22 protein-coding genes are annotated in these 22,764 nt (G+C 62.5%); 13 read left to right on the forward strand and 9 right to left on the reverse strand.

Annotation, left to right across the window (positions count from 1 at the left end):
- The first annotated feature begins 145 nt into the window (after positions 1–145).
- The 13 genes from KSS96_RS01855 to KSS96_RS01915 all read left to right on the forward strand — a co-directional run bounded on the left by KSS96_RS01855 (position 146) and on the right by KSS96_RS01915 (position 13,493).
- Positions 146–943 carry an energy transducer TonB gene (locus tag KSS96_RS01855; RefSeq protein WP_065876619.1) on the forward strand — a complete coding sequence of 266 codons (798 nt, stop codon included), beginning with the start codon at positions 146–148 and terminating at the stop codon, positions 941–943.
- Positions 944–994: 51 nt separating this feature from the next.
- Positions 995–1,714: a MotA/TolQ/ExbB proton channel family protein gene (locus tag KSS96_RS01860; RefSeq protein ID WP_017526085.1), complete on the forward strand. Its 720-nt coding sequence runs from the start codon at positions 995–997 to the stop codon at positions 1,712–1,714.
- 1 nt (position 1,715) lies between these two features.
- Entirely contained in the window at positions 1,716–2,117 is a 402-nt protein-coding gene (locus KSS96_RS01865; RefSeq protein WP_017526084.1) for an ExbD/TolR family protein, read from the forward strand.
- A 232-nt stretch (positions 2,118–2,349) separates the two neighbouring features.
- A complete protein-coding gene (locus KSS96_RS01870; RefSeq protein WP_017526083.1) occupies positions 2,350–2,931 on the forward strand; it encodes an alpha/beta hydrolase in 582 nt (193 codons plus the stop codon).
- 48 nt (positions 2,932–2,979) lie between these two features.
- A complete protein-coding gene (locus tag KSS96_RS01875; protein WP_017526082.1) occupies positions 2,980–3,906 on the forward strand; it encodes a sigma 54-interacting transcriptional regulator in 927 nt (308 codons plus the stop codon).
- A gap of 127 nt (positions 3,907–4,033) precedes the next feature.
- Positions 4,034–4,816, forward strand: a complete 783-nt coding sequence (locus KSS96_RS01880; RefSeq protein WP_017526081.1) for a MetQ/NlpA family ABC transporter substrate-binding protein — start codon at positions 4,034–4,036, stop codon at positions 4,814–4,816.
- Positions 4,817–5,263: 447 nt separating this feature from the next.
- Positions 5,264–5,929 carry an amino acid ABC transporter permease gene (locus KSS96_RS01885; protein WP_065876620.1) on the forward strand — a complete coding sequence of 222 codons (666 nt, stop codon included), beginning with the start codon at positions 5,264–5,266 and terminating at the stop codon, positions 5,927–5,929.
- Positions 5,910–6,569, forward strand: a complete 660-nt coding sequence (locus tag KSS96_RS01890) for an amino acid ABC transporter permease (RefSeq protein WP_017526079.1) — start codon at positions 5,910–5,912, stop codon at positions 6,567–6,569. The genes KSS96_RS01885 and KSS96_RS01890 overlap by 20 nt, the downstream gene beginning before the upstream one ends.
- Complete coding sequence (locus tag KSS96_RS01895) at positions 6,566–7,342, forward strand: amino acid ABC transporter ATP-binding protein (RefSeq protein WP_068936885.1); 777 nt, start codon at positions 6,566–6,568, stop codon at positions 7,340–7,342. The genes KSS96_RS01890 and KSS96_RS01895 overlap by 4 nt, the downstream gene beginning before the upstream one ends.
- The gene (locus KSS96_RS01900; RefSeq protein WP_017526077.1) at positions 7,339–8,187 is read left to right on the forward strand and encodes a transporter substrate-binding domain-containing protein; all 849 of its coding nucleotides are present in this window, start codon (positions 7,339–7,341) and stop codon (positions 8,185–8,187) included. The genes KSS96_RS01895 and KSS96_RS01900 overlap by 4 nt, the downstream gene beginning before the upstream one ends.
- Before the next feature lie 100 nt (positions 8,188–8,287).
- A complete protein-coding gene (locus tag KSS96_RS01905) occupies positions 8,288–9,370 on the forward strand; it encodes an efflux RND transporter periplasmic adaptor subunit (protein WP_065876622.1) in 1,083 nt (360 codons plus the stop codon).
- Positions 9,367–10,437, forward strand: coding sequence for an efflux RND transporter periplasmic adaptor subunit (locus KSS96_RS01910; protein WP_068936886.1), 1,071 nt, complete (start codon positions 9,367–9,369; stop codon positions 10,435–10,437). The genes KSS96_RS01905 and KSS96_RS01910 overlap by 4 nt, the downstream gene beginning before the upstream one ends.
- Complete coding sequence (locus KSS96_RS01915; protein WP_017526074.1) at positions 10,434–13,493, forward strand: efflux RND transporter permease subunit; 3,060 nt, start codon at positions 10,434–10,436, stop codon at positions 13,491–13,493. Before KSS96_RS01910 ends, KSS96_RS01915 begins: the two co-directional genes overlap by 4 nt.
- A 52-nt stretch (positions 13,494–13,545) precedes the next feature.
- On the opposite strand, the gene KSS96_RS01920 is transcribed toward KSS96_RS01915, so the two are convergent.
- The 9 genes from KSS96_RS01920 to tcyN form a co-directional block, all read right to left on the reverse strand.
- Positions 13,546–14,172 (reverse strand): class I SAM-dependent methyltransferase, encoded by a 627-nt coding sequence (locus tag KSS96_RS01920; protein ID WP_217855610.1) that lies wholly within the window; start codon positions 14,170–14,172, stop codon positions 13,546–13,548.
- An 84-nt stretch (positions 14,173–14,256) separates the two neighbouring features.
- A complete protein-coding gene (locus KSS96_RS01925; protein WP_058424826.1) occupies positions 14,257–14,901 on the reverse strand; it encodes a methionine ABC transporter permease in 645 nt (214 codons plus the stop codon).
- Entirely contained in the window at positions 14,891–16,006 is a 1,116-nt protein-coding gene (locus KSS96_RS01930) for a methionine ABC transporter ATP-binding protein (RefSeq protein ID WP_017526071.1), read from the reverse strand. Before KSS96_RS01930 ends, KSS96_RS01925 begins: the two co-directional genes overlap by 11 nt.
- Positions 16,003–16,818: a MetQ/NlpA family ABC transporter substrate-binding protein gene (locus KSS96_RS01935; protein WP_017526070.1), complete on the reverse strand. Its 816-nt coding sequence runs from the start codon at positions 16,816–16,818 to the stop codon at positions 16,003–16,005. The genes KSS96_RS01930 and KSS96_RS01935 overlap by 4 nt, the downstream gene beginning before the upstream one ends.
- Before the next feature lie 79 nt (positions 16,819–16,897).
- Complete coding sequence (locus tag KSS96_RS01940) at positions 16,898–18,250, reverse strand: LLM class flavin-dependent oxidoreductase (protein ID WP_217855611.1); 1,353 nt, start codon at positions 18,248–18,250, stop codon at positions 16,898–16,900.
- A complete protein-coding gene (locus tag KSS96_RS01945) occupies positions 18,250–19,443 on the reverse strand; it encodes an SfnB family sulfur acquisition oxidoreductase (protein ID WP_217855613.1) in 1,194 nt (397 codons plus the stop codon). The genes KSS96_RS01940 and KSS96_RS01945 overlap by 1 nt, the downstream gene beginning before the upstream one ends.
- A 40-nt stretch (positions 19,444–19,483) precedes the next feature.
- Positions 19,484–20,725: an SfnB family sulfur acquisition oxidoreductase gene (locus tag KSS96_RS01950; protein ID WP_217855615.1), complete on the reverse strand. Its 1,242-nt coding sequence runs from the start codon at positions 20,723–20,725 to the stop codon at positions 19,484–19,486.
- A gap of 187 nt (positions 20,726–20,912) precedes the next feature.
- Positions 20,913–21,689, reverse strand: a complete 777-nt coding sequence (locus KSS96_RS01955) for a hypothetical protein (RefSeq protein ID WP_068936896.1) — start codon at positions 21,687–21,689, stop codon at positions 20,913–20,915.
- A 328-nt stretch (positions 21,690–22,017) separates the two neighbouring features.
- Positions 22,018–22,764, reverse strand: coding sequence for an L-cystine ABC transporter ATP-binding protein TcyN (gene tcyN / locus KSS96_RS01960; protein WP_017526066.1), 747 nt, complete (start codon positions 22,762–22,764; stop codon positions 22,018–22,020).

Here is a 22,764-nt window from a genome sequence, read left to right on the forward strand (position 1 = left end):
ATGGGTTTCGTTTATTCAATTTTGGTCTAGGTATAACTTTAAAGGTTACTTTAAGAAATAAGCGGGTGGCCCCGATGATTCAGCCCTCGACGGCCTTCTACCCAGGCCTGTCGGTTTTTGTTTTAAAAACCGTAGGGAGTCAATCATGGGCAATGTCCAGACCGCCGCCAGTGCACATGAGGCGCCATGGCGCCAGGCACCGGGTGGTGAGTTGGTCGACCTTGGCCGACCACACCGCGCGCCGTTGGGGCAACTGCGTTTGCAGCGAACCCCCAAGCGCTTTTCGAGCCGGCGCGAAGGGGTTTTGCTGGCGGTGCTGGTGTTGGCCCTGCACGGCGCGGTGATTTATTGGGTGAGCCAGAAGCCCACGCCGGTGCTGCCGATTGTGCCGCCGGAAATCCCGCCGATGACGCTCGAACTTTCCCGGCCAGCGCCGGCGCTGGTAGAACCGCCGACGGCTGTGCCACCGCCGCCACCACCGGTGGTCGAGCCACCGCCACCGGCCGTGGACGAGCTGGCAGCTGCGCCCGCGCCGAAAAAAATCCCCAAAGCCAAGCCCGTGCCCAAGCCGGTCGCCAAACCAGTGACACCGCCGCCAACGCCTGCGCCACAGGCGGTGGCCCCTGTCGCGCCGCCTGCCCCAACGCCAGCGCCAGCCCCGGTCACGCCGGCTTCGGCCAATGCCGCCTACTTGAAGAACCCGGCGCCCGAATACCCCTCGCTGGCCCAGCGTCGGGGTTGGGAAGGCACGGTGGTGTTGCGGGTTCAGGTACTGGCCAGCGGCAAGCCGGGTGAAATCCAGATCCAGAAAAGCAGCGGCCGCCAGCAACTCGATGATGCCGCCCTGGCTGCCGTGAAGCGTTGGAGTTTCGTGCCGGCCAAGCAGGGCGACGTGGCCCAGAACGGATGGGTCAGCGTACCGATCGATTTCAAGATCCACTAACGAGGGCTGCGCGGTGCTGTACCTGCCGCGACCTGCACAGAGGGAAACAACATGGCATTAGCATCTCCACTTGAATCCATCGAAAGCGCGGTGATCTGGCTGCTGGTGGTTTTTTCGGTCGCCACCTGGGGCCTGGCCCTGCTCAAGGGCGTGCAGTTCGGTCGTCTCAAGGCCCAGGATCGCAAGTTCCACACACGGTTCTGGGCGGCGTCGAGCCTTGACTCCGCCGCCGAGTTGGCCGAAACCCAGCCCGGTGCCGCGGCCCGCGTGGCCCAGGCCGGTTATGCCGCCATCCAGGTGGGCGATGCGCCGCACGCGGCGGACTTGAGCCAGGCGATCAACCATCAAGACCGCCTCGAGCGCGCCCTGCGCCAACAGATCGTACGGGAGCGTCGCTCCCTGGAAACCGGCCTGGCCGTGGTCGCCAGTATCGGCAGCACGTCGCCGTTTATCGGGCTGTTCGGCACCGTGTGGGGCATCATGGAAGCGCTCAAGGGCATTAGCGCCGCCGGTTCCGCCAGCCTGGAAACCGTGGCCGGGCCGATCGGCGCGGCGCTGGTCGCCACCGGTGTCGGGATCGCCGTCGCGGTACCGGCGGTGCTGGTTTACAACTACTTCCTGCGCCGCTTGAAGCTCACGGCTGCGGACCTCGATGACTTTGCCCACGACTTCTACAGCCTCGCGCAAAAAAATTCGTTCCGCGTGCTGCTGCACCCCACGCTCAACAAAGCCGGCGCCGGCAACCCGCAAAAAGTGAAGGAGGCGTCCTGAGATGGCTTTTTCCACGCAAGACAGTGACGAGGTGCTGAGCGAAATCAACGTCACGCCGCTGGTGGACGTGATGCTGGTGCTACTGGTGGTGTTTATCGTCACCGCGCCGCTGCTGACCAACGCGATCCCGATCAACCTGCCCAAGACCGAGGCGGTAGCCCCGGTAGAGCAGAAGGACCCGCTGGTGGTGAGCATCGATGGGGCCGGCAAGCTGTTTATCAACAAGGATGAAATCCAGCCGGACCTGCTGCAATTCAACCTGCAGGCGGCCAAGGCCAAGGACCCCGATGTGCGGGTGCAACTGCAGGCCGACGAGGGTGTGAATTACGGCGAAGTGGCGCGAGCCATGGCGTCTATCGAACGCGCGGGGATTACCAAGCTGTCGGTAATCACCGCACGGTAGTGGTAAAAGCCTCGACAGTTTTTGGGCCGTTTCCTTGGCAGGGTGCGGCCTTTTTTTTGACTGAAATTCAAACCAAATCTCTAGGTGGAATGAGGCCAATGTGGGAGGGGGCTTGCTCCCACATTTCGATTGTGGTTTTTAGTTATTAATAAATAGCTTCTTATTCCTTAACTAACATAATCCGCGTCCCTATACTGATCAGCAACGTTAAACGCTGCAGGAGGGCACACCCGTGCACAGCGAGTCGATTCGTTACCTGATCGTGCCGGGCTGGCAAGGATCGCCAGAAGATCATTGGCAAACCCATTGGCAAAACAGCCTGCCCAACAGCGCGCGCGTGGAGCAGGCCGATTGGCTGACGCCGCGCCGCGAGGACTGGGTGGCCGCGCTGGCCGAGGCCATCGCCGCCGATAGCACGCCGGTGATCCTGATCGCTCACAGCCTGGGTTGCATCACCGTGGCGCATTGGGCGGCGACCGCGCCGCTGCACTTCCTGCGCCAGGTGCGCGGCGCCTTGCTGGTGGCCCCGGCCGACGTCGAACGCCCGGCCTGTTCGCCGGCGTTGCGCAACTTTGCACCGGTTCCCACCGACTTGCTGCCGTTCCCCAGCCAGGTGGTCAGCTCCGACAATGACAGTGCCGTCAGCACCCCGCGCGCGCTGGAAATGGCGCGCAACTGGGGCGCCGAGGCCGGCATCCTCTCCGGCGCCGGGCATATCAACGTGAAGTCCGGCCATCAGCGCTGGGAGCAGGGGTTCGCCTACCTCTATCGCCTGCAAAACCGTCTTGAGCATCACGCCCGGCGTCGTGCGTAACCTTCTTTCAACGCCTCGTCCCCGAGTGGGTTGGGGCGGGAGCCTGCCATGAGTCTGAATGAAACCTTCGGCCAGCCGCTGCTGACCTTCCCCGATGCCGAAAAAAGCCCGCTGAGCATTCGCGCCAAGGCGTTGGTGTTCGTCGACCCTCGCTCCCGCCAGTTGCGCGAAGACCTGGAAAGCCTGGCGCCCCGCGCCTTGCCCGTGTTGATTCGCGGCGAGACCGGTAGCGGTAAAGAGCTGCTGGCGCGGCATATCCACCGTGGCAGTGACCGCGCCGGGCTGTTTGTTTCCGTCAATTGCGGCGCGATCAGCCCCACTTACGCCGATGCCGAATTGTTCGGCTATGCCGCCGGTAGCCACAGTGGCGCGGCCAGCAGCCGCGCCGGGTGGTTTGGCTCGGCCAATGGCGGCACCTTGTACCTGGACGAGATCGGCGACTTGCCGCTGCCTATCCAGGTGAAATTGCTGGCCGCCCTGGAAAACCATGAAGTCACCCGCGTCGGTGCCCATCAGCCGAGCCCGGTGGATGTGCGTCTGGTGGCAGCCACCAGCATCGACCTGGCCCAGGCGGTGGCGGCGGGCAAGTTTCATGAGCGGCTGTTCCATTACCTGAGCGAAGGGCAACTGGACCTGCCGGCGCTACGCGAACGGGTCGGCGATATTCTGTCGCTGGCCGAGTACTTCCTCGGCATCTACAGCCAGCGCTTGGACCTGCCGGTGCCGCTGATCAGCGACGAGGCCCAGCGTGTACTGGAGCGGCATAGTTGGCCAGGCAATACCCGCGAACTGGAAAACGTCATTCACTTCGCCTTGCTGGTGAGCAGCGGCGACGAGATTTTGCCCGAACATTTGAACCTGCCCGTGGCCGGTTCGCCGCTGGAGCAGGTGCAACGTATCTTCAACACGGCCAGCCCTGCGGAGCAGAAAACCCTGCGCACTTTTCTGCATGAACAAAATGGAATATCAACGTGAATAAAAGATATTGTCCGGGAATAAAAAATCTAGGTATTGTCCGCTCCACGCCGCGATAGCACTTCGCTGGCACTTCACAGAATGCGCGGTCGTCATAGACCACTCGGAATTTCGATAAGGACACTGCATGAAAAAGGTTCTGTTGTTTACCGCACTGGCGGCTGCCCTGACTGCCGGCTTCGCCCAAGCCAACGAAAAACTGGTGGTGGCTGCCACTCCGATCCCGCACGCCGAGATCCTCGAGCTGATCAAGCCGACCCTGGCCAAAGAAGGCGTGGACCTGCAGATCAAAGTCTTCACCGACTACGTACAGCCCAATGTGCAGGTTGCTGAAAAACGCCTGGACGCCAACTACTTCCAGACCCTGCCGTACCTGCAAAACTTCAACAAGGGCAAGGGCACCAATCTGGTGACCGTGGTCGGCGTGCATGTTGAACCCTTCGGTGGTTACTCGAAAAAGATCAAGAAAATCGAAGATCTGAAAGACGGCGCCACCGTGGCGATCCCGAACGAAGGCTCCAACAGCGGTCGTGCCCTGTTGCTGCTGCAAAAGGCCGGTGTCATCACCCTGAAAGACCCGACCAACGCCCTGGCTACGCCAAAAGACATCGCCAGCAACCCCAAGCACCTGAAATTCAAAGAGCTGGAATCGGCCCTGTTGCCACGCGTGCTGGACCAGGTTGACCTCGACCTGATCAACACCAACTACGCGCTGGAAGCCGGCCTGAACCCGGCCAAAGACGCGCTGATCATCGAAGACGCCAAGTCGCCGTATGTGAACTTCCTGGTGGCACGCCCGGACAACAAGGACAGCGACGCTATCCAGAAACTGTCCAAGGCGCTGACCAGCCCCGAAGTCAAAGCGTTCATCGAGAAGAAGTACAACGGCGCGGTCGTGCCGGCGTTCTGATCGAGGTGTAAAACCCCTTCAAGGTTTCAACGCCGATGGCTGGTTTAGCGTCGGCGTTTTTTTATGCCTGGGATTTGGAATGTACTCAAACATGTGGGAGGGGGCTTGCTCCCACAGTTGATCTTCATCTCATATCCGATTTTCAGTGGGTTGCAGAGCGCGGCGGTTGATCGCCCGACGCAACGCCACCAACCACTTCACCAGCTCCTGCGGATCAATCGGTTTCGCTTTGTTCATTGTTTAATCCTTCGAAAAACAGACCCCCCAACCATAGCCGTCGCCCGGCAATCCCGCGAATCCCGAGGTTATCTTTTTGGGTGATATCAATATGCTATTTCGGTATTTAAATTTTAGTTTTTATACCTTTAAAGTTCGCGCTACCCGACGTTATCCACTTCGCAGCGGACTGCGCTCGCGGCATTACCCATGCGGCGATATGGACTACCCATGACCTTCGATTTTGCTTTTATCCTCAGTACCTTACCGGCGTTTTTGAACGCCGTGGGGGTGACGCTGCAAGTGGGCCTGATCGCCATTGCCACCTCGCTGCTGGTGGCGCTGATCAACGCCGCGCTGCTGGTGTTTCGCACGCCCTACGTGTCGCGCCTGGTGGCCCTGTACGTGGAGCTGGCGCGTAACACACCGCTGCTGATCCAACTGTTTTTCGTGTACTTCGCGCTGCCGGCCCTGGGTTTGAATATCTCCGGGTTCTGGGCGGCGATCATCACCATGACCTTCCTGGGCGGCGCCTACCTCACCGAAGTGCTGCGCGCCGGAGTGGAAGCGGTGCCGCTGGCGCAGGTCGAATCGGGCAAGTCCATCGGCCTGTCCGACTGGCAATTGCTGCGCCATGTGATCCTGCCCCAGGCCGGCATCCTCAGCCTGCCGGCGCTGTTCGCCAACTTCATTTTCCTGCTCAAGGAGACTACCGTGGTGTCCGCCGTGGCGGTGCCGGAGATTCTCTACACCACCAAGAGCTACATCGCGCTTTACTACAAAACCTACGAAATGCTCGCCGTGCTCACGCTGATTTGCGTGCTGTTGTTTTTGCCGCTGTCGTTGCTGCTCAGCCGCCTGGAAAGGAGGCTCCAGCATGGCCAGTTCGGGTCTTGAGTTGTTGTGGGTGTCGTTGCCGCAACTGGGCAAGGGCGCTGCGCAAACCCTGTCGATTTCTTTCCTGAGCATCGCCTTCAGTACCGTCGGCGGCGTGGTGTATGGCGTGCTGCGAACCCTGGGCAACACGATGATCAACGCCGTGCTGCGGGTGTACCTGGAGCTGTTCCGGGCAATCCCGGTGCTGGTGTGGTTGTACCTGCTGTTTTTTGGCCTGCCGATTTTCTTCGGCCTGAGCATCCCCAGTTTCTGGTGCGCGGTGCTGGTGCTGTCGTTGTGGGGCGCCAGCGAGGTTGGCGAGGTCGTACGCGGCGCCTTGCACTCGCTGCCCCGTGGCCAGCGAGAAGCCGGCTTGTCGATTGGCTTGTCGGGCCCGCAACTGTTCGGCTACGTGCTGTTGCCCCAGGCCCTCAAACGCATGACCCCGCCAACCATCAACGTCTACACGCGCCTCATCAAGACCAGTTCGCTGGCGGTGCTCATCGGCGTGGTGGATGTGATCAAGGTCGGCCAGCAAATCATCGAGCGCACCTATGAGTCGGTGTTGATCTACGGCGCGCTGTTCCTGTTTTTCTTCCTTATCTGCTACCCGTTGTCGGCTGCCTCCAAGGTGCTGGAACGGCGCTGGGCCCAAGCATGAGCGCATTGATCGAGTTCCAGGGTTTCAACAAGTTTTTCGGCGAGCAGCAGGTGCTCAAGAGCATCGACCTGAGTGTGCACAGTGGCGAAGTGGTGGTGATCCTCGGCCCCAGCGGCTGCGGCAAAAGCACCTTGCTGCGTTGCCTCAACGGGCTGGAAGTGGCGCACAGCGGCAGCCTGCGCTTGGCGGGTAAAGAGCTGCTGGATAAAACCACGGACTGGCGCCAGGTGCGCCAGGACATCGGCATGGTGTTTCAGAGCTACCACCTGTTCCCGCACATGAGCGTGCTCGACAACATCCTGCTTGGCCCGCTCAAGGTGCAAAAACGCAACCCGCGTGAAGCGCGCGAGCAGGCCGAACAACTGCTCGCGCGCGTCGGCCTGGCCGACAAGCGCGACGCGTTCCCGCGCCAGCTCTCCGGCGGCCAGCAGCAACGTATCGCCATCGTGCGTTCGTTGTGCATGAACCCTCAGGTCATGCTGTTTGACGAAGTCACCGCCGCCCTCGACCCGGAGATGGTCAAGGAAGTGCTGGAAGTGATCCAGGGCCTGGCCCGCGAGGGCATGACCCTGCTGATCGTCACCCATGAAATGGCCTTTGCCCGCGCGGTTGCCGACCGCGTGGTGTTCATGGAGGCCGGTCGCATCCTCGAACACAACACCCCCGAGGCATTCTTTACGAACCCGCAAACCGCACGCGCGCAGCAGTTCCTGGAGAAGTTCTCCTTTGTTTCAACACTGCCCAAAAAGATCAAGGAACTGGAACTGATATGAAAAAGTTACTGCTGCCACTGTTTGCCGTCGCCTTGCTGGCCGGCTGCGATAAAAAGGTCGAAGAACCGGTAAAACCTGCGGCCGTCAGCTACATCGACAAGATCAAGGCGCGCGACAAGCTGATCGTCGGCGTCTTTACCGACAAACCGCCGTTTGGCTTCGTCAACGAGGCTGGGCGCTATGTGGGTTTTGATACCGACATCGGCCGCCGATTCGCCAAGGACCTGCTGGGCGACGAGAACAAAGTCGAATTCGTCGCGGTGGAACCGGCCAGCCGTATTCCGTTCCTGCAAAGCGACAAAGTCGACCTGATCCTCGCCAACATGACCGTCACACCGGAGCGCAAGGAGGCGGTGGACTTCACCAACCCCAACCTGAAAGTCGCGGTACAGGCCTTGGTGCCCAATAACAGCGCGGTCAAAAGCCTGAATGACCTGGCCACCCGCACCACCATCGTCACCACCGGTACTACGGCTGATATCTGGCTGACCAAGAACCACCCGGACTGGAAACTGCTCAAGTTCGAGAAAAACTCCGAGTCGCTGCAAGCACTGTCGGCCGGGCGTGGCGATGCTTACGCGCAGGACAACCTGGTGCTGTTCAGTTGGGCCAAGCAGAACCCCGGCTACCGCGTGCTGGAAGACAAACTCGGCGACGAAGCACCCATCGCCCCGGCGGTGAAAAAGGGCAACGTCGAACTGCGCGACTGGGTGAATGCCGAGTTGGCGAAGTTGGGTGAAGAGAAGTTCTTGCTCAAGCTGTACGACCAATATGTGCGTAAAGAGCTGAGCGACGAGACCAAGCCTGAAAGCGTGATTGTCGAAGGCGGCAAGTGGCAGGGCTGATTTTTCGATGATTGTTCTGGCCCCATGCAGATAAGGAACCCTGAACTAAGCTCACAGTCGCATACACACTGGCACATCGCATCGCGCACAAGGAGTCTGCATGGGCGGTCGTATCTCCATCTGTATTGTCGGCCTGGGCTTAGTGGTGTTGCTGAGTGCTTGTGGCCAGGAAAAAGCCGAGCCCAAGGCCCATTCACGGGTATTTGTGCAAACCGTGCAGCCGGCGGATTTTGCCGCGGCGGTCACGCTGACCGGGGATATCCAGGCCCGCGTGCAAACCGACCTGTCGTTTCGCGTGGGTGGCAAGATCATCCAGCGCATGGTCGATGTGGGCGACCGTGTCAGCGCCAAACAAGTGCTTGCCAAGCTCGATCCCAAGGATTTGCAGACCAACGTCGATTCCGCCCAGGCCCAGGTCGTGGCCGAGCAGGCGCGGGTCAAACAGACGGCTGCCGCCTTTGTGCGCCAGGAAAAACTCCTGCCCAAGGGCTACACCAGCCGCAGTGAATACGATGCCGCCCAGGCCGCGCTGCGCAGCAGCCAAAGCGCGCTGGCGGCGGCCCAGGCTCAATTGGCCAATGCCCGCGAGCAACTGAGCTACACCGCGTTGATCGCCGATGCACCGGGCGTGATCACTGCGCGCCAGGCGGAGGTGGGCCAGGTAGTACAGGCCACGGTGCCGATTTTCAGCCTGGCCCGCGATGGCGAACGCGATGCGGTGTTCAACGTCTACGAGTCGCTGCTGGTGGAGCCGCCGACCGACGCGCCGATCACTGTCAGCCTGCTGGATAACCCCGCGATCCAGGCCCGGGGCAAAGTCCGTGAAGTCACGCCCGCCGTGGCCGCCAATACCGGCACCGTGCAAGTGAAAATCGCCCTGCAAGCGCTGCCCAAAGGCATGGAGTTGGGTTCGGTGGTGAGCGCCACCGCCAATGGCCCGGCCAAGGCCAGTATCGAGTTGCCGTGGTCGGCCTTGACCAAGGACCTCAGCGAACCGGCCGTGTGGCTGGTGGATGGCGACGGCAAGGCGCACCTGCATCACGTCACGGTGGCGCGTTACCTCACCGGCAAGGTGATCATCAGCGACGGCCTCAAGGGCGGCGAAAACGTCGTGGTAGCCGGTGGGCAATTGTTGCATCCCGGCATGATCGTCGAGATCGCCCAGCCAGGAGCGCAGCCATGAAGCGCCTCACGGTTGTACTCGCCGCCAGCCTGTTGCTGATGGCCTGCTCCAAGCCAGAAGCACCGCCCGAACCGCTGCGCCCCGTGCTGTCCATGGAAGTGAGAGCCGAAGACCAGGAAACCCTCGGCCGTTTTGCCGGCACTATCCAGGCGCGCTACGAAAGCAACCTGGGTTTTCGCGTGCCGGGGCGTATCGCCCGTCGCGCCGTGGACGTGGGCGCCGAAGTGGAGAAGGGCGCCTTGCTTGCGGTGCTCGACCCCACCGACCAACAGAACCAGTTGCGCGCCGCCCAGGGCGACCTCGCCCGCGTTCAGGCGCAGTACATCAATGCCCAGGCCAACGCGCGGCGCCAGCAGGAATTGTTTAACCGTGGTGTCGGTGCCCAGGCCCAGTTGGATGTGGCCCAGACCGACCTGAAAACCACCCGCGCTACCCTCGACCAGGCCCAAGCTTCGGTCAACCAGGCCAAGGACCAGCTCAACTACGCCGAACTGCGCACCGATCACGCCGGCATCGTCACCGCCTGGAATGCCGAGGCCGGCCAAGTGGTCAGCGCCGGCCAGCAAGTGGTGACTCTGGCCCGCCCGGACATCAAGGAAGCGGTGATCGACCTGCCCGCCGGCCTCGCCGAACGCTTGCCGCCGGACGTGGTGTTCCTGGTCGCCGGGCAACTGGACCCCAGCGTCAACACCACCGCCGTCGTGCGCGAGATCGAACCCCAGGCCCAGAGCGCCACGCGTACCCGTCGCGCGCGCTTGAGCCTGAGCGAGACGCCCGCCGCGTTTCGCCTGGGCACGGCGATCAGCGTGACCTTGAGCAGTGCGATCGCGCCGCGCCTTGAGGTGCCCCGGAGTGCCTTGCAGGAAATCGACGGCAAGACCCGCATCTGGATTCTCGATACGCAGAGCCAGACCGTGCAACCGCGTGATGTCAGCGTGGTCAGCCGTGACGCCGGCAATGCCTTGCTCAACGCCGGCGTCAAACCCGGCGAGCGGGTGGTCACCGCCGGCGTGAACAGCCTGAAACCCGGGCAGAAAGTCAAAATCGACGAGGACAGCCCGCGATGAAAGGGAGCTTCAACTTATCCGACTGGGCCCTCAAGCATCAGTCCTTCGTGTGGTACCTGATGTTCGTCGCGCTGCTGATGGGCGTGTTCTCCTACATGAACCTGGGGCGTGAAGAAGACCCGTCGTTCACCATCAAGACCATGGTGATCCAGACCCGCTGGCCGGGCGCGACCCAGGAAGAAACCCTCAAGCAGGTCACCGACCGCATCGAGAAAAAACTCGAAGAGCTGGACGCCCTCGACTATGTGAAAAGCTACACCCGGCCGGGCGAGTCCACCGTATTCGTGTTCCTCAAGGACACCACCAGCGCCAAGGCCATTCCGGAGACCTGGTACCAGGTGCGCAAAAAGATCGACGACATTCGCGGCAGCTTCCCCCAAGGGCTGCAGGGGCCGTCGTTCAACGATGAGTTCGGTGACGTATTCGGCTCGGTCTACGCGTTTACCGGTGATGGCCTGTCGATGCGCCAACTGCGCGACTACGTGGAGCAGGTGCGCGCCGAGATCCGTTCGGTGCCGGGGCTGGGCAAGGTCGAGATGATCGGCCAGCAGGACGAAGTGATTTACCTGAACTTCTCCACGCGCAAACTCGCGGCGCTGGGTGTGGACCAGCGCCAGGTGGTGCAGAGCCTGCAATCGCAGAACGCGGTGACGCCCGCCGGGGTGATCGAGGCCGGGCCGGAGCGGATTTCCGTGCGCACGTCGGGGCAATTCGCCTCGGAGAAGGACCTGGCCAACGTCAATCTGCGCCTCAACGACCGCTTCTATCGCTTGGCGGACATCGCCGAGATCAGCCGTGGCTACGTCGACCCGGCGCGGCCGATGTTCCGTTTCAATGGCAAACCGGCGATCGGCCTGGCGATTGCGATGCAGAAGGGCGGCAACATCCAGTCGTTCGGCAAGGCCCTGCATACGCGCATGGATGAGTTGACCGCCGACCTGCCGGTGGGCGTCGGTGTGCATAAGGTGTCCGACCAGGCCGAAGTGGTGGAAGAGGCCGTCGGCGGCTTTACCAGTGCCTTGTTCGAAGCGGTGATCATCGTGCTGGTGGTGAGTTTTATCAGCCTGGGCATGCGTGCCGGGCTGGTGGTGGCCTGCTCGATTCCGCTGGTGCTGGCGCTGGTGTTCGTGTTCATGGAGTACAGCGGCATCACCATGCAGCGGGTGTCGCTGGGCGCGTTGATCATCGCCCTCGGCCTGTTGGTGGACGACGCGATGATCACCGTGGAGATGATGATCACACGCCTGGAAAAAGGCGAAACCAAGGAGCAGGCGGCCACTTACGCCTACACCTCGACGGCGTTCCCGATGCTCACCGGCACCCTGGTGACCGTCGCCGGGTTTGTGCCGATTGGCCTCAATGCGAGTTCGGCGGGCGAGTACACCTTTACCCTGTTCGCGGTGATTGCCGTGGCGATGCTGGTGTCGTGGGTGGTGGCCGTGCTGTTTGCGCCGGTGATCGGCGTGCATATCCTCAGCGCCAACGTGAAGCCGCACAACGCCGAGCCGGGGCGCATTGGCCGGGCCTTCAATGGCGGCATGCTGTGGGCCATGCGCAACCGCTGGTGGGCGATCGGCATCACCGTGGGGCTGTTTGCGGCGTCGGTGTTCTCGATGCAATTTGTGCAGAACCAATTCTTCCCGTCGTCGGACCGCCCGGAAATCCTCGTCGACCTCAACCTGCCGCAAAACGCCTCGATCAACGAGACGCGCAAGGCCGTCGACCGTCTGGAAGCGATCATCAAGGACGACCCGGATATCTCCCGTTGGAGCACTTACATCGGCCAGGGCGCGATCCGTTTCTACCTGCCCCTCGACCAGCAACTGGAAAACCCCTACTACGCGCAACTGGTCATCGTGAGTAAGGGCCTGGAAGAACGCGGCGCCTTGATTGCGCGCCTGCAAAAACGCCTGCGTGATGATTTTGTCGGCATCGGCAGCTTTGTGCAGCCATTGGAAATGGGCCCGCCGGTGGGGCGGCCGATCCAGTACCGCGTGTCCGGCAAAGACACCGACCAGGTGCGCAAGCACGCCATCGAACTGGCGACCATGCTGGATAAAAACACCCACCTGGGCGAGATCATCTACGACTGGAACGAGCCGGGCAAAGTGCTGCGCATCGACATCGCCCAGGACAAGGCGCGGCAACTGGGGCTGTCGTCGGAAGATGTGGCGCAGTTGATGAACAGCGTGGTCAGCGGCGCCTCGGTGACCCAGGTACACGACGATATCTACCTGATCAACGTGGTTGGCCGCGCCGAAGACGCCGAGCGTGGCACCCCGGAAACCTTGCAGAACCTGCAGATCGTCACGCCCAACGGCGCCTCGATCCCGCTGCTGGCCTTCGCCACCGTGCGTTACGAATTGGAGCAGCCGCTGGTGTGGCGTCGCGACCGCAAGCCGACCATCACCATCAAGGCGTCGGTGCGCGATGACATGCAGCCGACGGACTTGGTGAAGCAACTCCAGCCGGATATCGACACGTTCAGCGCGGGCTTGCCGGTGGGCTACAAAGTCGCTACCGGCGGCACCGTGGAAGAAAGCGGCAAGGCCCAGGGCCCGATTGCCAGCGTGGTGCCGTTGATGCTGTTCCTGATGGCGACCTTCCTGATGATCCAACTGCACAGTGTGCAGAAGATGTTCCTGGTGGCGAGTGTTGCGCCGCTGGGGCTGATTGGCGTGGTGCTGGCGCTGATCCCCACGGGCACGCCCATGGGTTTCGTGGCGATCCTGGGCATTCTCGCGCTGATCGGCATCATCATCCGCAACTCGGTGATTCTGGTGACGCAGATCCATGAGTATGAGGTGGCGGGCTATACGCCGTGGGATGCGGTGGTGGAGGCGACCGAGCACCGGCGCCGGCCGATCCTGCTCACCGCCGCTGCGGCGAGCCTGGGCATGATCCCCATCGCGCGTGAAGTGTTCTGGGGGCCGATGGCCTACGCGATGATCGGCGGGATTATCATCGCCACCTTGCTGACGCTGCTGTTTTTGCCGGCGCTGTATGTGGCCTGGTACAAGATCCGTGAGCCCAAGCAGGAATCACAGGCCAAGTGAGATCAACGGGTGAGGGGGGCAAGCCCCCTCCCACATTTGGAATGCATTGTCTCTAGGGTTTGCGCCACACGCTGGCCAACCACGGCTGCTGCTCGCGCGGTAACCCGGCGGGCCGATAGTAGTGCTCCAGCTCCACAAACCCGGCCGTTGTCAGCAGCGCCTGCCACGCCGCAAGATCGTGGTAAGAGCCATACCGCGGCCCATTCCAGCCTTCGCTGTTATCACCCCGTGGGTTGGAGCTGAACAGCACGCCGCCAGGCTTCAACGCGCCATGCAGTTGCTGGAGCACACGCGGCAGTTCCTGCTTGGGAATATGGAACAGCACCGCGTTGGCGAAGATCCCGTCGAAGCGTTCGGCCGGCAACTCCAGCTTCAGGAAATCTTGCTGGTAAACCTCGCAACCGCAGTCTTCGCGCGCCATCTGCGCAAAGCGCTCGGAGCCGTCCAGGCCCACGGCGATGTGGCCCATGCGCGTGAAGGTCTGCAGGTCCCGCCCCGGCCCGCAGCCGAAATCCAGCACGGTAAACGGCGGCGTGCCCTGGAGATGCCGCAGCAGCGCATCGATGTTCTGGCTCACATCGTGATCGCGTGTGCCTTCGCGAAAGTCCTCGGCCACTTTGTTGTAGTGGCCAAGGGTGGTGGAGGTGATCTGGTGGAGGTCATCGGGCTTGAGGGTCATGACGGGCAATACCGAATACGGAGATGGCCCGACTATACCTTGAGCAGGCTTGCCCCGCGCCGGTTGCGTGGCAACCCTCGGGGCTCAGCGCTTGTTCAGCACCCGCGCCAGGCGATCACCGCCCAGTTGAATCACCGCCACCAGCGCCACCAGCAGCACGATCACCGTGAGCATGATCTGCGTATCAAAGCGCTGATAGCCATAGCGATAGGCAATGTCGCCCAAGCCACCGGCGCCAATTGCCCCGGCCATGGCCGAGGAGTTGATCATGGTCACCAACGTGATGGTGAACCCGCCGACAATCCCCGGCAGCGCTTCAGGCAGCAACACATGCCAGATGATGTGCCAGCGCCGGCAACCCATGGCCTGCGCGGCTTCGATCAGGCCGTGGTCGACCTCGCGCAGGCTCACCTCGGCAATGCGCGCGAAAAACGGCGTAGCGGCGATGGTCAGCGGTACAACCGCCGCCCACACGCCATAGGTGGTGCCGACGATCAGGCGGGTGAACGGGATCAGCGCCACCATCAGGATCAGGAACGGGATGGAGCGGAACAGATTGACGAACGCGCCCAGCACGCGGTTCAACGCCGGTGCCTGGTAGATGCCGCCCTTGTCGCTGGTGACCAGGAACACCGCCAGTGGAATCCCCACCAGCAACGCGATCAACGACGACACACCGACCATCAACAAGGTGTCGATGGCGCCCTGTACCAAACGATCAAACCACATAGCCCAGCACCTCCACCTGTTGTGCCCAGTTCGCGGCGCGTGTGCGCAGCTCGCCGGCGGTGTGACTCGAGCCACTCACCGCCAGCAGCAACTGCCCCAGTGCATGCCCCTGGATACGTTCCACGCCGCCTTGCAGTAAACGCACGCGCCCGCCGAGGGCGCTGAACAGCGCGGCCAGGTCCGGCTCATCGCGGCTGCTGCCGGTGAGCTGCAAGCGCAACACCACGGCCGCGTCAGGCGACGGCGCAGCGGCGTGCAACCGGCTTTGCAGTTCTTGCGGCAGCCCATGTTGCAGTGGTGCCAGCAGGGTTTTACTGACTTCATGTCGGGGGTTGCCGAACACTTCCCACACCGGGCCTTGCTCGACGATGCGCCCGTGCTCCAGCACCACCACGCGGTCGCAGATGTCGCGGATCACCGCCATCTCATGGGTGATCAGCACGATGGTCAGGCCCAGGCGCCGGTTGATCTCGCGCAGCAGGCCGAGAATCGACTGGGTGGTTTCCGGGTCCAGCGCCGAGGTGGCTTCGTCGCACAGCAGAATCTCAGGGTCGTGCACCAGCGCGCGGGCGATGCCCACCCGCTGTTTTTGCCCGCCGGACAGCTGCGCCGGGTAAGCCGTGTGTTTGTCCTGCAAGCCCACCAGCTCCAACAGCTCGCGCACTTTTTGCTCGCGCTGGGGCTTGGGTACGCCGGCGACCTTGAGCGGCAGTTCGACGTTCTGCCATACCGTCTTGGCCGACATCAGGTTGAAGTGCTGGAAGATCATGCCGATACGCCGACGCAGCGCCACCAGGTGGTCTTCGTCGAAGTCGCCGATGTCCACCTGATCGATCAGCACCCGCCCGCTGCTGGGTTGCTCCAGGCGGTTGATGGTGCGGATCAGCGAGGACTTGCCGGCGCCGCTGCGGCCGATGATGCCGAACACCTCGCCGCGCTGGATCGCCAGGTCGATGCCTTGCAGGGCATGCACCTGGCCGTCATAGGTCTTGCCCAGGTTGATAAAGCGCACATGGGCGCGGTTCAGGTCCGGGTGCAGTTCAGTCTGTTCGGCGTCCCTGGGCGCTGTGCCCAGGTCGCGCAATTGGGCGTTGGCGGCGCTCATTTTTTAGCTTCCCAACCGACCTGGTAGAGCTTGCCCAGGGATTTATCCAGCGCTGCGCGTACCACCGGCGAATGCTGGTAGATGTCGACGAACTTGATCACGCGCGGGTCGGTTTTGCTCTTGGGCTGGATCACGAACTGGATCACGTACTCCGGGTGGTCGAGGCCGTCGAACAGCAGCGCCGATTCCGCGTCGAAGGTCTTGGACAGGCGGATATACGCTGGGTAGCCCTGCACCAGGTCGGCGTCGTCATAGGCGCGCACCAGTTGCACGGCTTCCACTTGCAGGATCTTGATCTTTTTCGGGTTGGCCACGATGTCTTCTTCGGTGGCTTTGTAGCCCACGCCCGGCTTGAGCGTGATCAGCCCCGCCTTGGCCAGCAGTTGCAGGCCGCGACCGCTGTTGATCGGGTCGTTGGCGATGGCCACGCTGGCGCCTTCGGGCAGGTCGTTGAAGCTTTTGTACTGCTTGGAATACAGCCCGACGTTGTTGATGATGCCCGGCGCGTACGGCACCAGATCAAACCCGGCGGCGGCCTTGGCGTTTTCCAGGAAGGGTATGTGCTGGAAATAGTTCACGTCGATATCGCCGGCCGCGAGGCTGACGTTGGGTGCGATCCAGTCGGTGAATTCCACCAACTCGACCTTGAGGCCTTGCTTGCCGGCTTCTTCTACGGCGGCCTCCAGCGGAATCGCGAAGGCGGCGGTGGTACCGACCTTGAGCGGCGCGTCGGCGGCGAACACGGCCGAGCTGAGCAGGCCGAAGGCCAGGGCCAGTGCTTTGACTGGGTTATTGAGGTATGTCTTTTTCATAGTGGGTTTCCAGTCATGAGGTATTAGGACAAACAATGCAGTTCCAGTGTGGGAGGGGGCTTGCTCCCACATTTTTCGATCAGTGTCGGTAGGTGGAGCCGGTGTGTTGTTCGGGTAGTCGCGCCGTGCCGTGGAAGACTTTTTCGCGCAGCGTTCCCTGCGCATATTCGGTCTTGTACGACCCTCGCCGCTGCAACTCCGGCACCACCAGGTCGATAAAGTCCACGTAGCTTTCCGGCGTGACGATGCGCGTCAGGTTGAAGCCATCCAGGCCGGTTTCGCTGATCCAGGACTCCAACTCATCCGCCACCTGTTCGGGCGAGCCCACCAGGGCGATATAGCGTCCGCCCAGGGCGTGCTGGTCGAGCAATTTGCGCCGGGTCCAGTCGTTGTTCTGCAGGTTCTTGGTGGCCGACTGGATGGCATTGCTCTTGACGTACTGGATCGGTTCGTCCAGCGCGTATTGGGCAAAATCAATCGCGGTGGACGCGGAAAAATGCGCCACCCCGGCTTCGGCACTGGCGTAGCTCAGGTACTCGGCGTGCTTGGCCCAGGCCAGTGCCTCGGTGGCGGCGACGATGACGTTAAGGCCCATGAACACCTTGATGTCGTCCGGGTTGCGCCCGGCCTCGACCGCGCTGGCGCGCACCTTGTCCACCTGCACTTTGGTCGCGGCCTTGTTCTGCCCGCTGATGAACACGCACTCGGCATGCCGCCCGGCGAACAGCAAACCGCGCTCCGAACTGCCGGCCTGAAACAGCACCGGCGTACGCTGCGGCGACGGCTCGCACAGGTGATAACCCTGCACCTGATAGAACTCGCCGTGATGCTGCACCTTGTGCACCTTGCCCGGCTGCGCGTAGACCCGTTGCGCCGGGTCGTTGATGACGGCGTCGTCTTCCCAGCTGCCTTCCCAGAGTTTGTACAACACCTGCAGGTACTCATCGGCCTGGTCGTAGCGCCGGTCATGCTCGACCTGCTCGGTAAGGCCCATGGCCTTGGCCGCGCTGTCGAGGTAGCCGGTGACGATGTTCCAGCCCACCCGGCCACGGCTCAGATGATCCAGCGTGGACATGCGCCGGGCGAACAGGTACGGCGGCTCGTAGGTGAGGTTGGCGGTGAGGCCGAAACCGAGGTTTCGGGTGACGGCGGCCATGGCCGAAACCAGCAGCAACGGGTCGTTGACCGGCAGTTGGATCGACTCCTTGAGCGGCACGTCGATGGCGTTCTGATAGACGTCGTACACGCCGACGATATCGGCGATGAACAAGCCATCGAACAACCCGCGCTCAAGGATTTGCGCCAGTTCGGTCCAGTACTCGATGGTTTTGTACTGGGTGGAGGTGTCCCGTGGGTGGGTCCACATACCGTGGTTGATGTGCCCGATGCAGTTCATGTTGAAGGCATTGAGCAGGATCTTTTTCTTTGCCATCAGATCGTCCCCCGCAGCGGCGGGTTTTCATCGTTGAGGTAGTAATTGCCCACCGCGTGGTATTTCCAGCGCACCGGGTCGTGCAGGGTGTGTACGCGGGCGTTGCGCCAGTGGCGGTCCAGGCCGTGCTCGGCCAGGGTCGCCTGGCTGCCGGCGAGTTCGAACAGAGTGCTGCCGGCGGCCAGGGAAATCTCGGTGCTCAAGGCGCGGGCTTCGGCCACGGCAACCGAGGCGGCGGCGACGGTGTGGGCGTTGCTGTCGGCTTGGGCCTGGTCAAGAAATTCACCGGCGCGCTCCAGCAAGGCTTCGGCGGCGTGCAGGCGAATGCTCAGGTGGCCGAAGCTCTTGAGCGTCAGCGGATCTTCGGTGGCCTTGTCGCTGCCGGCATCGATCCACGGGCGGGTTTTGGTGCGCACAAAGTGCAGCGCATCTTCAAACGCGGCGCGGGCGATACCGGTGTCGATGGCGGCATGGAGGATCTGCGCCAGCGGCCCGACGGTGGTCGGGCGTTCAAAGGCGCTCTGGAAGGGGATCACGTCGTGGGCGGCGACCCACACGTTGTCGAACACCACCGAGCCGCTGCCGGTGGTGCGCTGGCCGAAGCCGCTCCAGTCGTCGATCACTTCCAGGCCGGTACTGTCGCGGGGCACAAAGGCCAGTTGCTGCACGCCGTGTTCATCCACCACCGAGGTCGGAATGCGTTGCGCGTAGATCGCCCCGGTTGAATAGAACTTGCGACCGGTGATGCGAAAGCCGTCGCCGTCGCGGGTGATGCGCGTGACGCGGTCGTGAGCGGTCTTGGTGCCCAGTTCCGCAAGGGCATTGCCAAAGCGCCGGCCGGCGAGTACCTCGGCGTACAGGCGCTGTTGCTGCGCCGGGCTGCCGTTCACGCGCAGCACTTCTAGGGCATAGAAATGGTTTTGCGGGATCTGCCCCAACGAGGCGTCGGCCTGGGCGATCAGCGCGATGACCTTGGCCAGCGTGACGTTGGACACGCCGGCGCCGCCGTGTTGTTTTGGCACGCTGATGCCCCACAGGCCGGAGCGGGAAAACGCATCCAGCTCCGGCCAGGGCAGGCGGCGTTCGCGGTCGCGCTGGGCGCTGTCGCGGCGCAGGTCTTCGGCGAGATCGCTGGCGACAATAAGGGCTTGTTCGTCGCTGGTGATAACCGCGACGTTTGCAGAGAAAGTCATAGGTGTTCTCCAGAATCTCGTGGAAAAGTGTTCTGGTCGGTCAGATCCAGGAGTGGCGAGCCGGCAACGTGCCGTTCAACCGATAGGCGCCGATCGCGTGATACTTCCAGCGCACCGGGTCGTGCAGCGTGTGTACCCGCGCATTGCGCCAGTGACGGTCGAGGTTGAATTCGGCGAGGGTGGCGCGGCTGCCGGCCAGTTCGAAGAGCTTTTCGCTGACCAGCAACGAGACCTCGGTGGTGAGCACCTTGGCCTCGGCCACGGCGATGGACGCGCGGGCGGCCGACTGCGCGGTGATCGGCGCGGCGCTGACCTGGTCCAGTACCTGACCGGCCTTGCGCAGCAGCGCTTGGGCGGCGTGCAGTTCGATGGTCAGCTTGCCGATGTCGGCGATCACATACAGGTCATCGCTGGCGCGTTCGACCTTGGCGTCGACCCATGGGCGCGAGCGTTCACGCACGAAGGCGAGGGTGTCGTCGAGGGCGCCACGGGCGATACCTGCGTCGATGGCGGCCTGGATCAATTGGGACACCGCGCCCTGGATGTTCGGGCTTTGGCCGATGCGCCAGTTGTCGACCACCAGTTCGGCGCTCACCGGCACCTGGTCCAACATTACGGTGCCGCTGGCGGTGGTGCGTTGGCCGAAGCCGGACCAGTCATCCACGATGCGCAGCCCTGGGGTGCCACGGCGTACAAAGGCCATGACCTGCCGGCCGTCATCGTTCAGCGCCTTGATCGCCACCCAATGGGCAAACAGTGCGCCGGTGGAGTAGAACTTCTGGCCGCTGACCACATGACCGTCGCCCTTGGCGGTGATGCGCGCCTTGAGTTCCAGGGTGTTTTTGGTGCCGCGCTCGGGGCCGCCGTTGCCGATGCGCCAGCCGTCGAGCACGCTCTGGAACAGCTGCTTTTTCTGGCGCTCGGTGGCTGCGCCCTGCAACAGGTGCAGGATGCCGAAATGGTTCTGCGGGATCTGCCCGAGGGCCGGGTCTGCCGCGCTGATGATCGCGAACACCTCGGCCAGGGTCACGAAAGACACTTGCGGGCCGCCGTACTCGCGGGGAATGGAAATACTGCCCAGCCCGCTGCGGGTGAACTGTTCGACCTGCGCCCACGGCAATTGGCGTTGCTGGTCGCGCTGGGCGGCCTGCACACGTGCAGCCTGGGCCAGCGCATGGGCTGCGTCGAGCGCCTCTGCATCGTTGCGCAGCACGGCGGCCGGCAACAGCAGGGGCGCGATATCCAGATCATTCCGGGGGGGTGTTAGAGCCAAGTTAGACATCAGCGCCGCTCCTTGGCTGCACGTAATGCCCTGGCGTTATGCACCGGGGTAATCCTGACCATACCGACCTCGCATTCAATGAAATAAAAACAGAAAAATCAGAGATGTCCGGTGGTCCGGTGCATATACCCTAAGCTTGTTAAATATTTAAATAAACTAACTTTTGGGAATATGCATAGAAGAGCCGTTACCCAGGTTCGCACGGCGAGCCGAGGGGCCGTGGTTGATAGGTCAATGCCGTCTTGGCGGTGTGGGGGGGGGTGCAGGCGGCGATACGTAACGTGCGTGCCGGCGCCCAGCGTGAATTATTGCCGACGCGATCCAGAATGCAGTACGTGACCTCGATGCGGCTGTCGTCCCCGCCTTCGACAATCACCGCCGACGGCACCCAGACCTGCACCGGCAGGCCCACCGTCTTCGCCTGGATCCGCGGCAGGTCCAGGCGCACATCGCCCCAGCGCAGGGTGATGGCATCGCCGCTGCTCATGTTCAGGTAGGGCTCGATGGTCAGTGGGATTCCACGCCGCGCCTGGCGCTCGTTGACGCCGTAACGGCGGATGGTCTCGGGCAGGCCGACCGGTGCAAGGTTCTGGTTTTCATCGCTGTACAGCGCCATCGGCTGGCCGCCTGGGAAGTTGGTCTTGACCCGTACCGTGGTCACTGCCGAACGCGACGGGCCGTGACCGATCCGCATGACCTGGTAGCGAACCTGTGCCAGGCCGTCCAGCACAAAGCTTTGCGGAACCCGCAGGTGGGTGGGTGCGCCGACCTTGCCCGCGCTCACCCGTCGTGAGGCGGCGAAGCAGTTGTTCCAGAACAGCTCGATCAGGTCGCCTTCGTCCATGCCGGGGTAAGGGGCGATGTCCACCAGCAGCTGTGCGGCCGCCAGTGCGTTGATGCCTTGTCGACTAGCTTGGGGCAGGATTGGGGCGGTGAGTATTGCCTCGGTTGCAGTGCGCGTCATAAGTCATCTCCTTGATGCAGCCAGCAGCAATCGTTCCGGCCCGTGGGCGCGGGTGCGCCGGGAGCTGGAAGGAACGATTTCAGTGAGTAGCCGGGATAGGATCCAATCCTCTGGGCGCTAGATAAGAGGGTTTGCCGCAAGGCGTCAATGGCGGCAAAGGGCTAAACGGCGGGTCGGAGAAGATTCAGAAGGGTCTGACTGGGAGGGGGATTTTAAGACGGTGCTGGCGGTGTGTTTTACCTGAGGGTTCGCCGCATGCCTGTAGGCCCTGTGACAAGGGAGCAAGCTCCCTTGTCACAGGCCGGTGTGCTGCCTGGTTGCAACGGTATCAGTGAGCCAGGAATTTGCTCAGGAACTGTCGGGTGCGTTCTTCCCTGGGGTTGGCGAACAACGCCTTGGCATCGCCCTGTTCGACGATCACGCCCTTATCGAAAAAGATCACCCGGTTGGCCACGTCGCGGGCAAAGCTCATTTCGTGGGTGACGATGACCATGGTGCGATTCTCTTCGGCCAGGCTGCGGATGGTCGCCAGCACTTCGCCGACGAGCTCCGGGTCCAGCGCCGAGGTGGGCTCATCGAACAGAATCACCTCAGGCTCCATGGCCAGCGCCCGGGCAATCGCCACACGCTGTTGCTGGCCGCCGGACAGGCGCCGTGGGTAGGCGTCTTCCTTGCCTGCCAGGCCGACCCTGGCCAGCAGCTTGCGTCCCAGGGCGATAGCGTCTTGGCGTGGCATCTTCTTGACCACGGTGGGCCCTTCGATGACGTTTTCCAGCGCGGTGCGGTGCGGGAACAGGTTGAAGTTCTGGAACACAAAACCCACGTGCTGGCGCAAGCGCCGCACCAGGCTTTGTTGTTGGTTGAGCGGTTTGCTGCCGTCGATCTGGATGTCGCCCACCTTGATGCGACCGCTGGTGGGTTCTTCGAGGAAGTTCAGGCAGCGCAGGAAGGTGGTCTTGCCGGAACCGCTGGGGCCGATGATGGCGACGACTTCGCCTGCCTTGACCTCAAGATCGATACCGTTGAGCACCACCTGACCGTTGAATTGTTTGGTCAGCTTTTCCACCACGATCAT

This window comes from Pseudomonas asgharzadehiana (genome assembly GCF_019139815.1).
GTDB lineage: Bacteria > Pseudomonadota > Gammaproteobacteria > Pseudomonadales > Pseudomonadaceae > Aquipseudomonas > Aquipseudomonas asgharzadehiana.

What these genes read in the sequence shown, in the direction of transcription:
- KSS96_RS01855 (WP_065876619.1), top strand. Translation starts at nt 146, where the DNA reads ATGGGCAATGTCCAGACCGCCGCCAGTGCACATGAGGCGCCATGGCGC.
- KSS96_RS01860 (WP_017526085.1), top strand. Translation starts at nt 995, where the DNA reads ATGGCATTAGCATCTCCACTTGAATCCATCGAAAGCGCGGTGATCTGG.
- KSS96_RS01865 (WP_017526084.1), top strand. Translation starts at nt 1,716, where the DNA reads ATGGCTTTTTCCACGCAAGACAGTGACGAGGTGCTGAGCGAAATCAAC.
- KSS96_RS01875 (WP_017526082.1), top strand. Translation starts at nt 2,980, where the DNA reads ATGAGTCTGAATGAAACCTTCGGCCAGCCGCTGCTGACCTTCCCCGAT.
- KSS96_RS01880 (WP_017526081.1), top strand. Translation starts at nt 4,034, where the DNA reads ATGAAAAAGGTTCTGTTGTTTACCGCACTGGCGGCTGCCCTGACTGCC.
- KSS96_RS01885 (WP_065876620.1), top strand. Translation starts at nt 5,264, where the DNA reads ATGACCTTCGATTTTGCTTTTATCCTCAGTACCTTACCGGCGTTTTTG.
- KSS96_RS01890 (WP_017526079.1), top strand. Translation starts at nt 5,910, where the DNA reads ATGGCCAGTTCGGGTCTTGAGTTGTTGTGGGTGTCGTTGCCGCAACTG.
- KSS96_RS01895 (WP_068936885.1), top strand. Translation starts at nt 6,566, where the DNA reads ATGAGCGCATTGATCGAGTTCCAGGGTTTCAACAAGTTTTTCGGCGAG.
- KSS96_RS01900 (WP_017526077.1), top strand. Translation starts at nt 7,339, where the DNA reads ATGAAAAAGTTACTGCTGCCACTGTTTGCCGTCGCCTTGCTGGCCGGC.
- KSS96_RS01905 (WP_065876622.1), top strand. Translation starts at nt 8,288, where the DNA reads ATGGGCGGTCGTATCTCCATCTGTATTGTCGGCCTGGGCTTAGTGGTG.
- KSS96_RS01910 (WP_068936886.1), top strand. Translation starts at nt 9,367, where the DNA reads ATGAAGCGCCTCACGGTTGTACTCGCCGCCAGCCTGTTGCTGATGGCC.
- KSS96_RS01915 (WP_017526074.1), top strand. Translation starts at nt 10,434, where the DNA reads ATGAAAGGGAGCTTCAACTTATCCGACTGGGCCCTCAAGCATCAGTCC.
- KSS96_RS01920 (WP_217855610.1), bottom strand. Translation starts at nt 14,172, where the DNA reads ATGACCCTCAAGCCCGATGACCTCCACCAGATCACCTCCACCACCCTT.
- KSS96_RS01925 (WP_058424826.1), bottom strand. Translation starts at nt 14,901, where the DNA reads ATGTGGTTTGATCGTTTGGTACAGGGCGCCATCGACACCTTGTTGATG.
- KSS96_RS01930 (WP_017526071.1), bottom strand. Translation starts at nt 16,006, where the DNA reads ATGAGCGCCGCCAACGCCCAATTGCGCGACCTGGGCACAGCGCCCAGG.
- KSS96_RS01935 (WP_017526070.1), bottom strand. Translation starts at nt 16,818, where the DNA reads ATGAAAAAGACATACCTCAATAACCCAGTCAAAGCACTGGCCCTGGCC.
- KSS96_RS01940 (WP_217855611.1), bottom strand. Translation starts at nt 18,250, where the DNA reads ATGGCAAAGAAAAAGATCCTGCTCAATGCCTTCAACATGAACTGCATC.
- KSS96_RS01945 (WP_217855613.1), bottom strand. Translation starts at nt 19,443, where the DNA reads ATGACTTTCTCTGCAAACGTCGCGGTTATCACCAGCGACGAACAAGCC.
- KSS96_RS01950 (WP_217855615.1), bottom strand. Translation starts at nt 20,725, where the DNA reads ATGTCTAACTTGGCTCTAACACCCCCCCGGAATGATCTGGATATCGCG.
- KSS96_RS01955 (WP_068936896.1), bottom strand. Translation starts at nt 21,689, where the DNA reads ATGACGCGCACTGCAACCGAGGCAATACTCACCGCCCCAATCCTGCCC.
- tcyN (WP_017526066.1), bottom strand. Translation starts at nt 22,764, where the DNA reads ATGATCGTGGTGGAAAAGCTGACCAAACAATTCAACGGTCAGGTGGTG.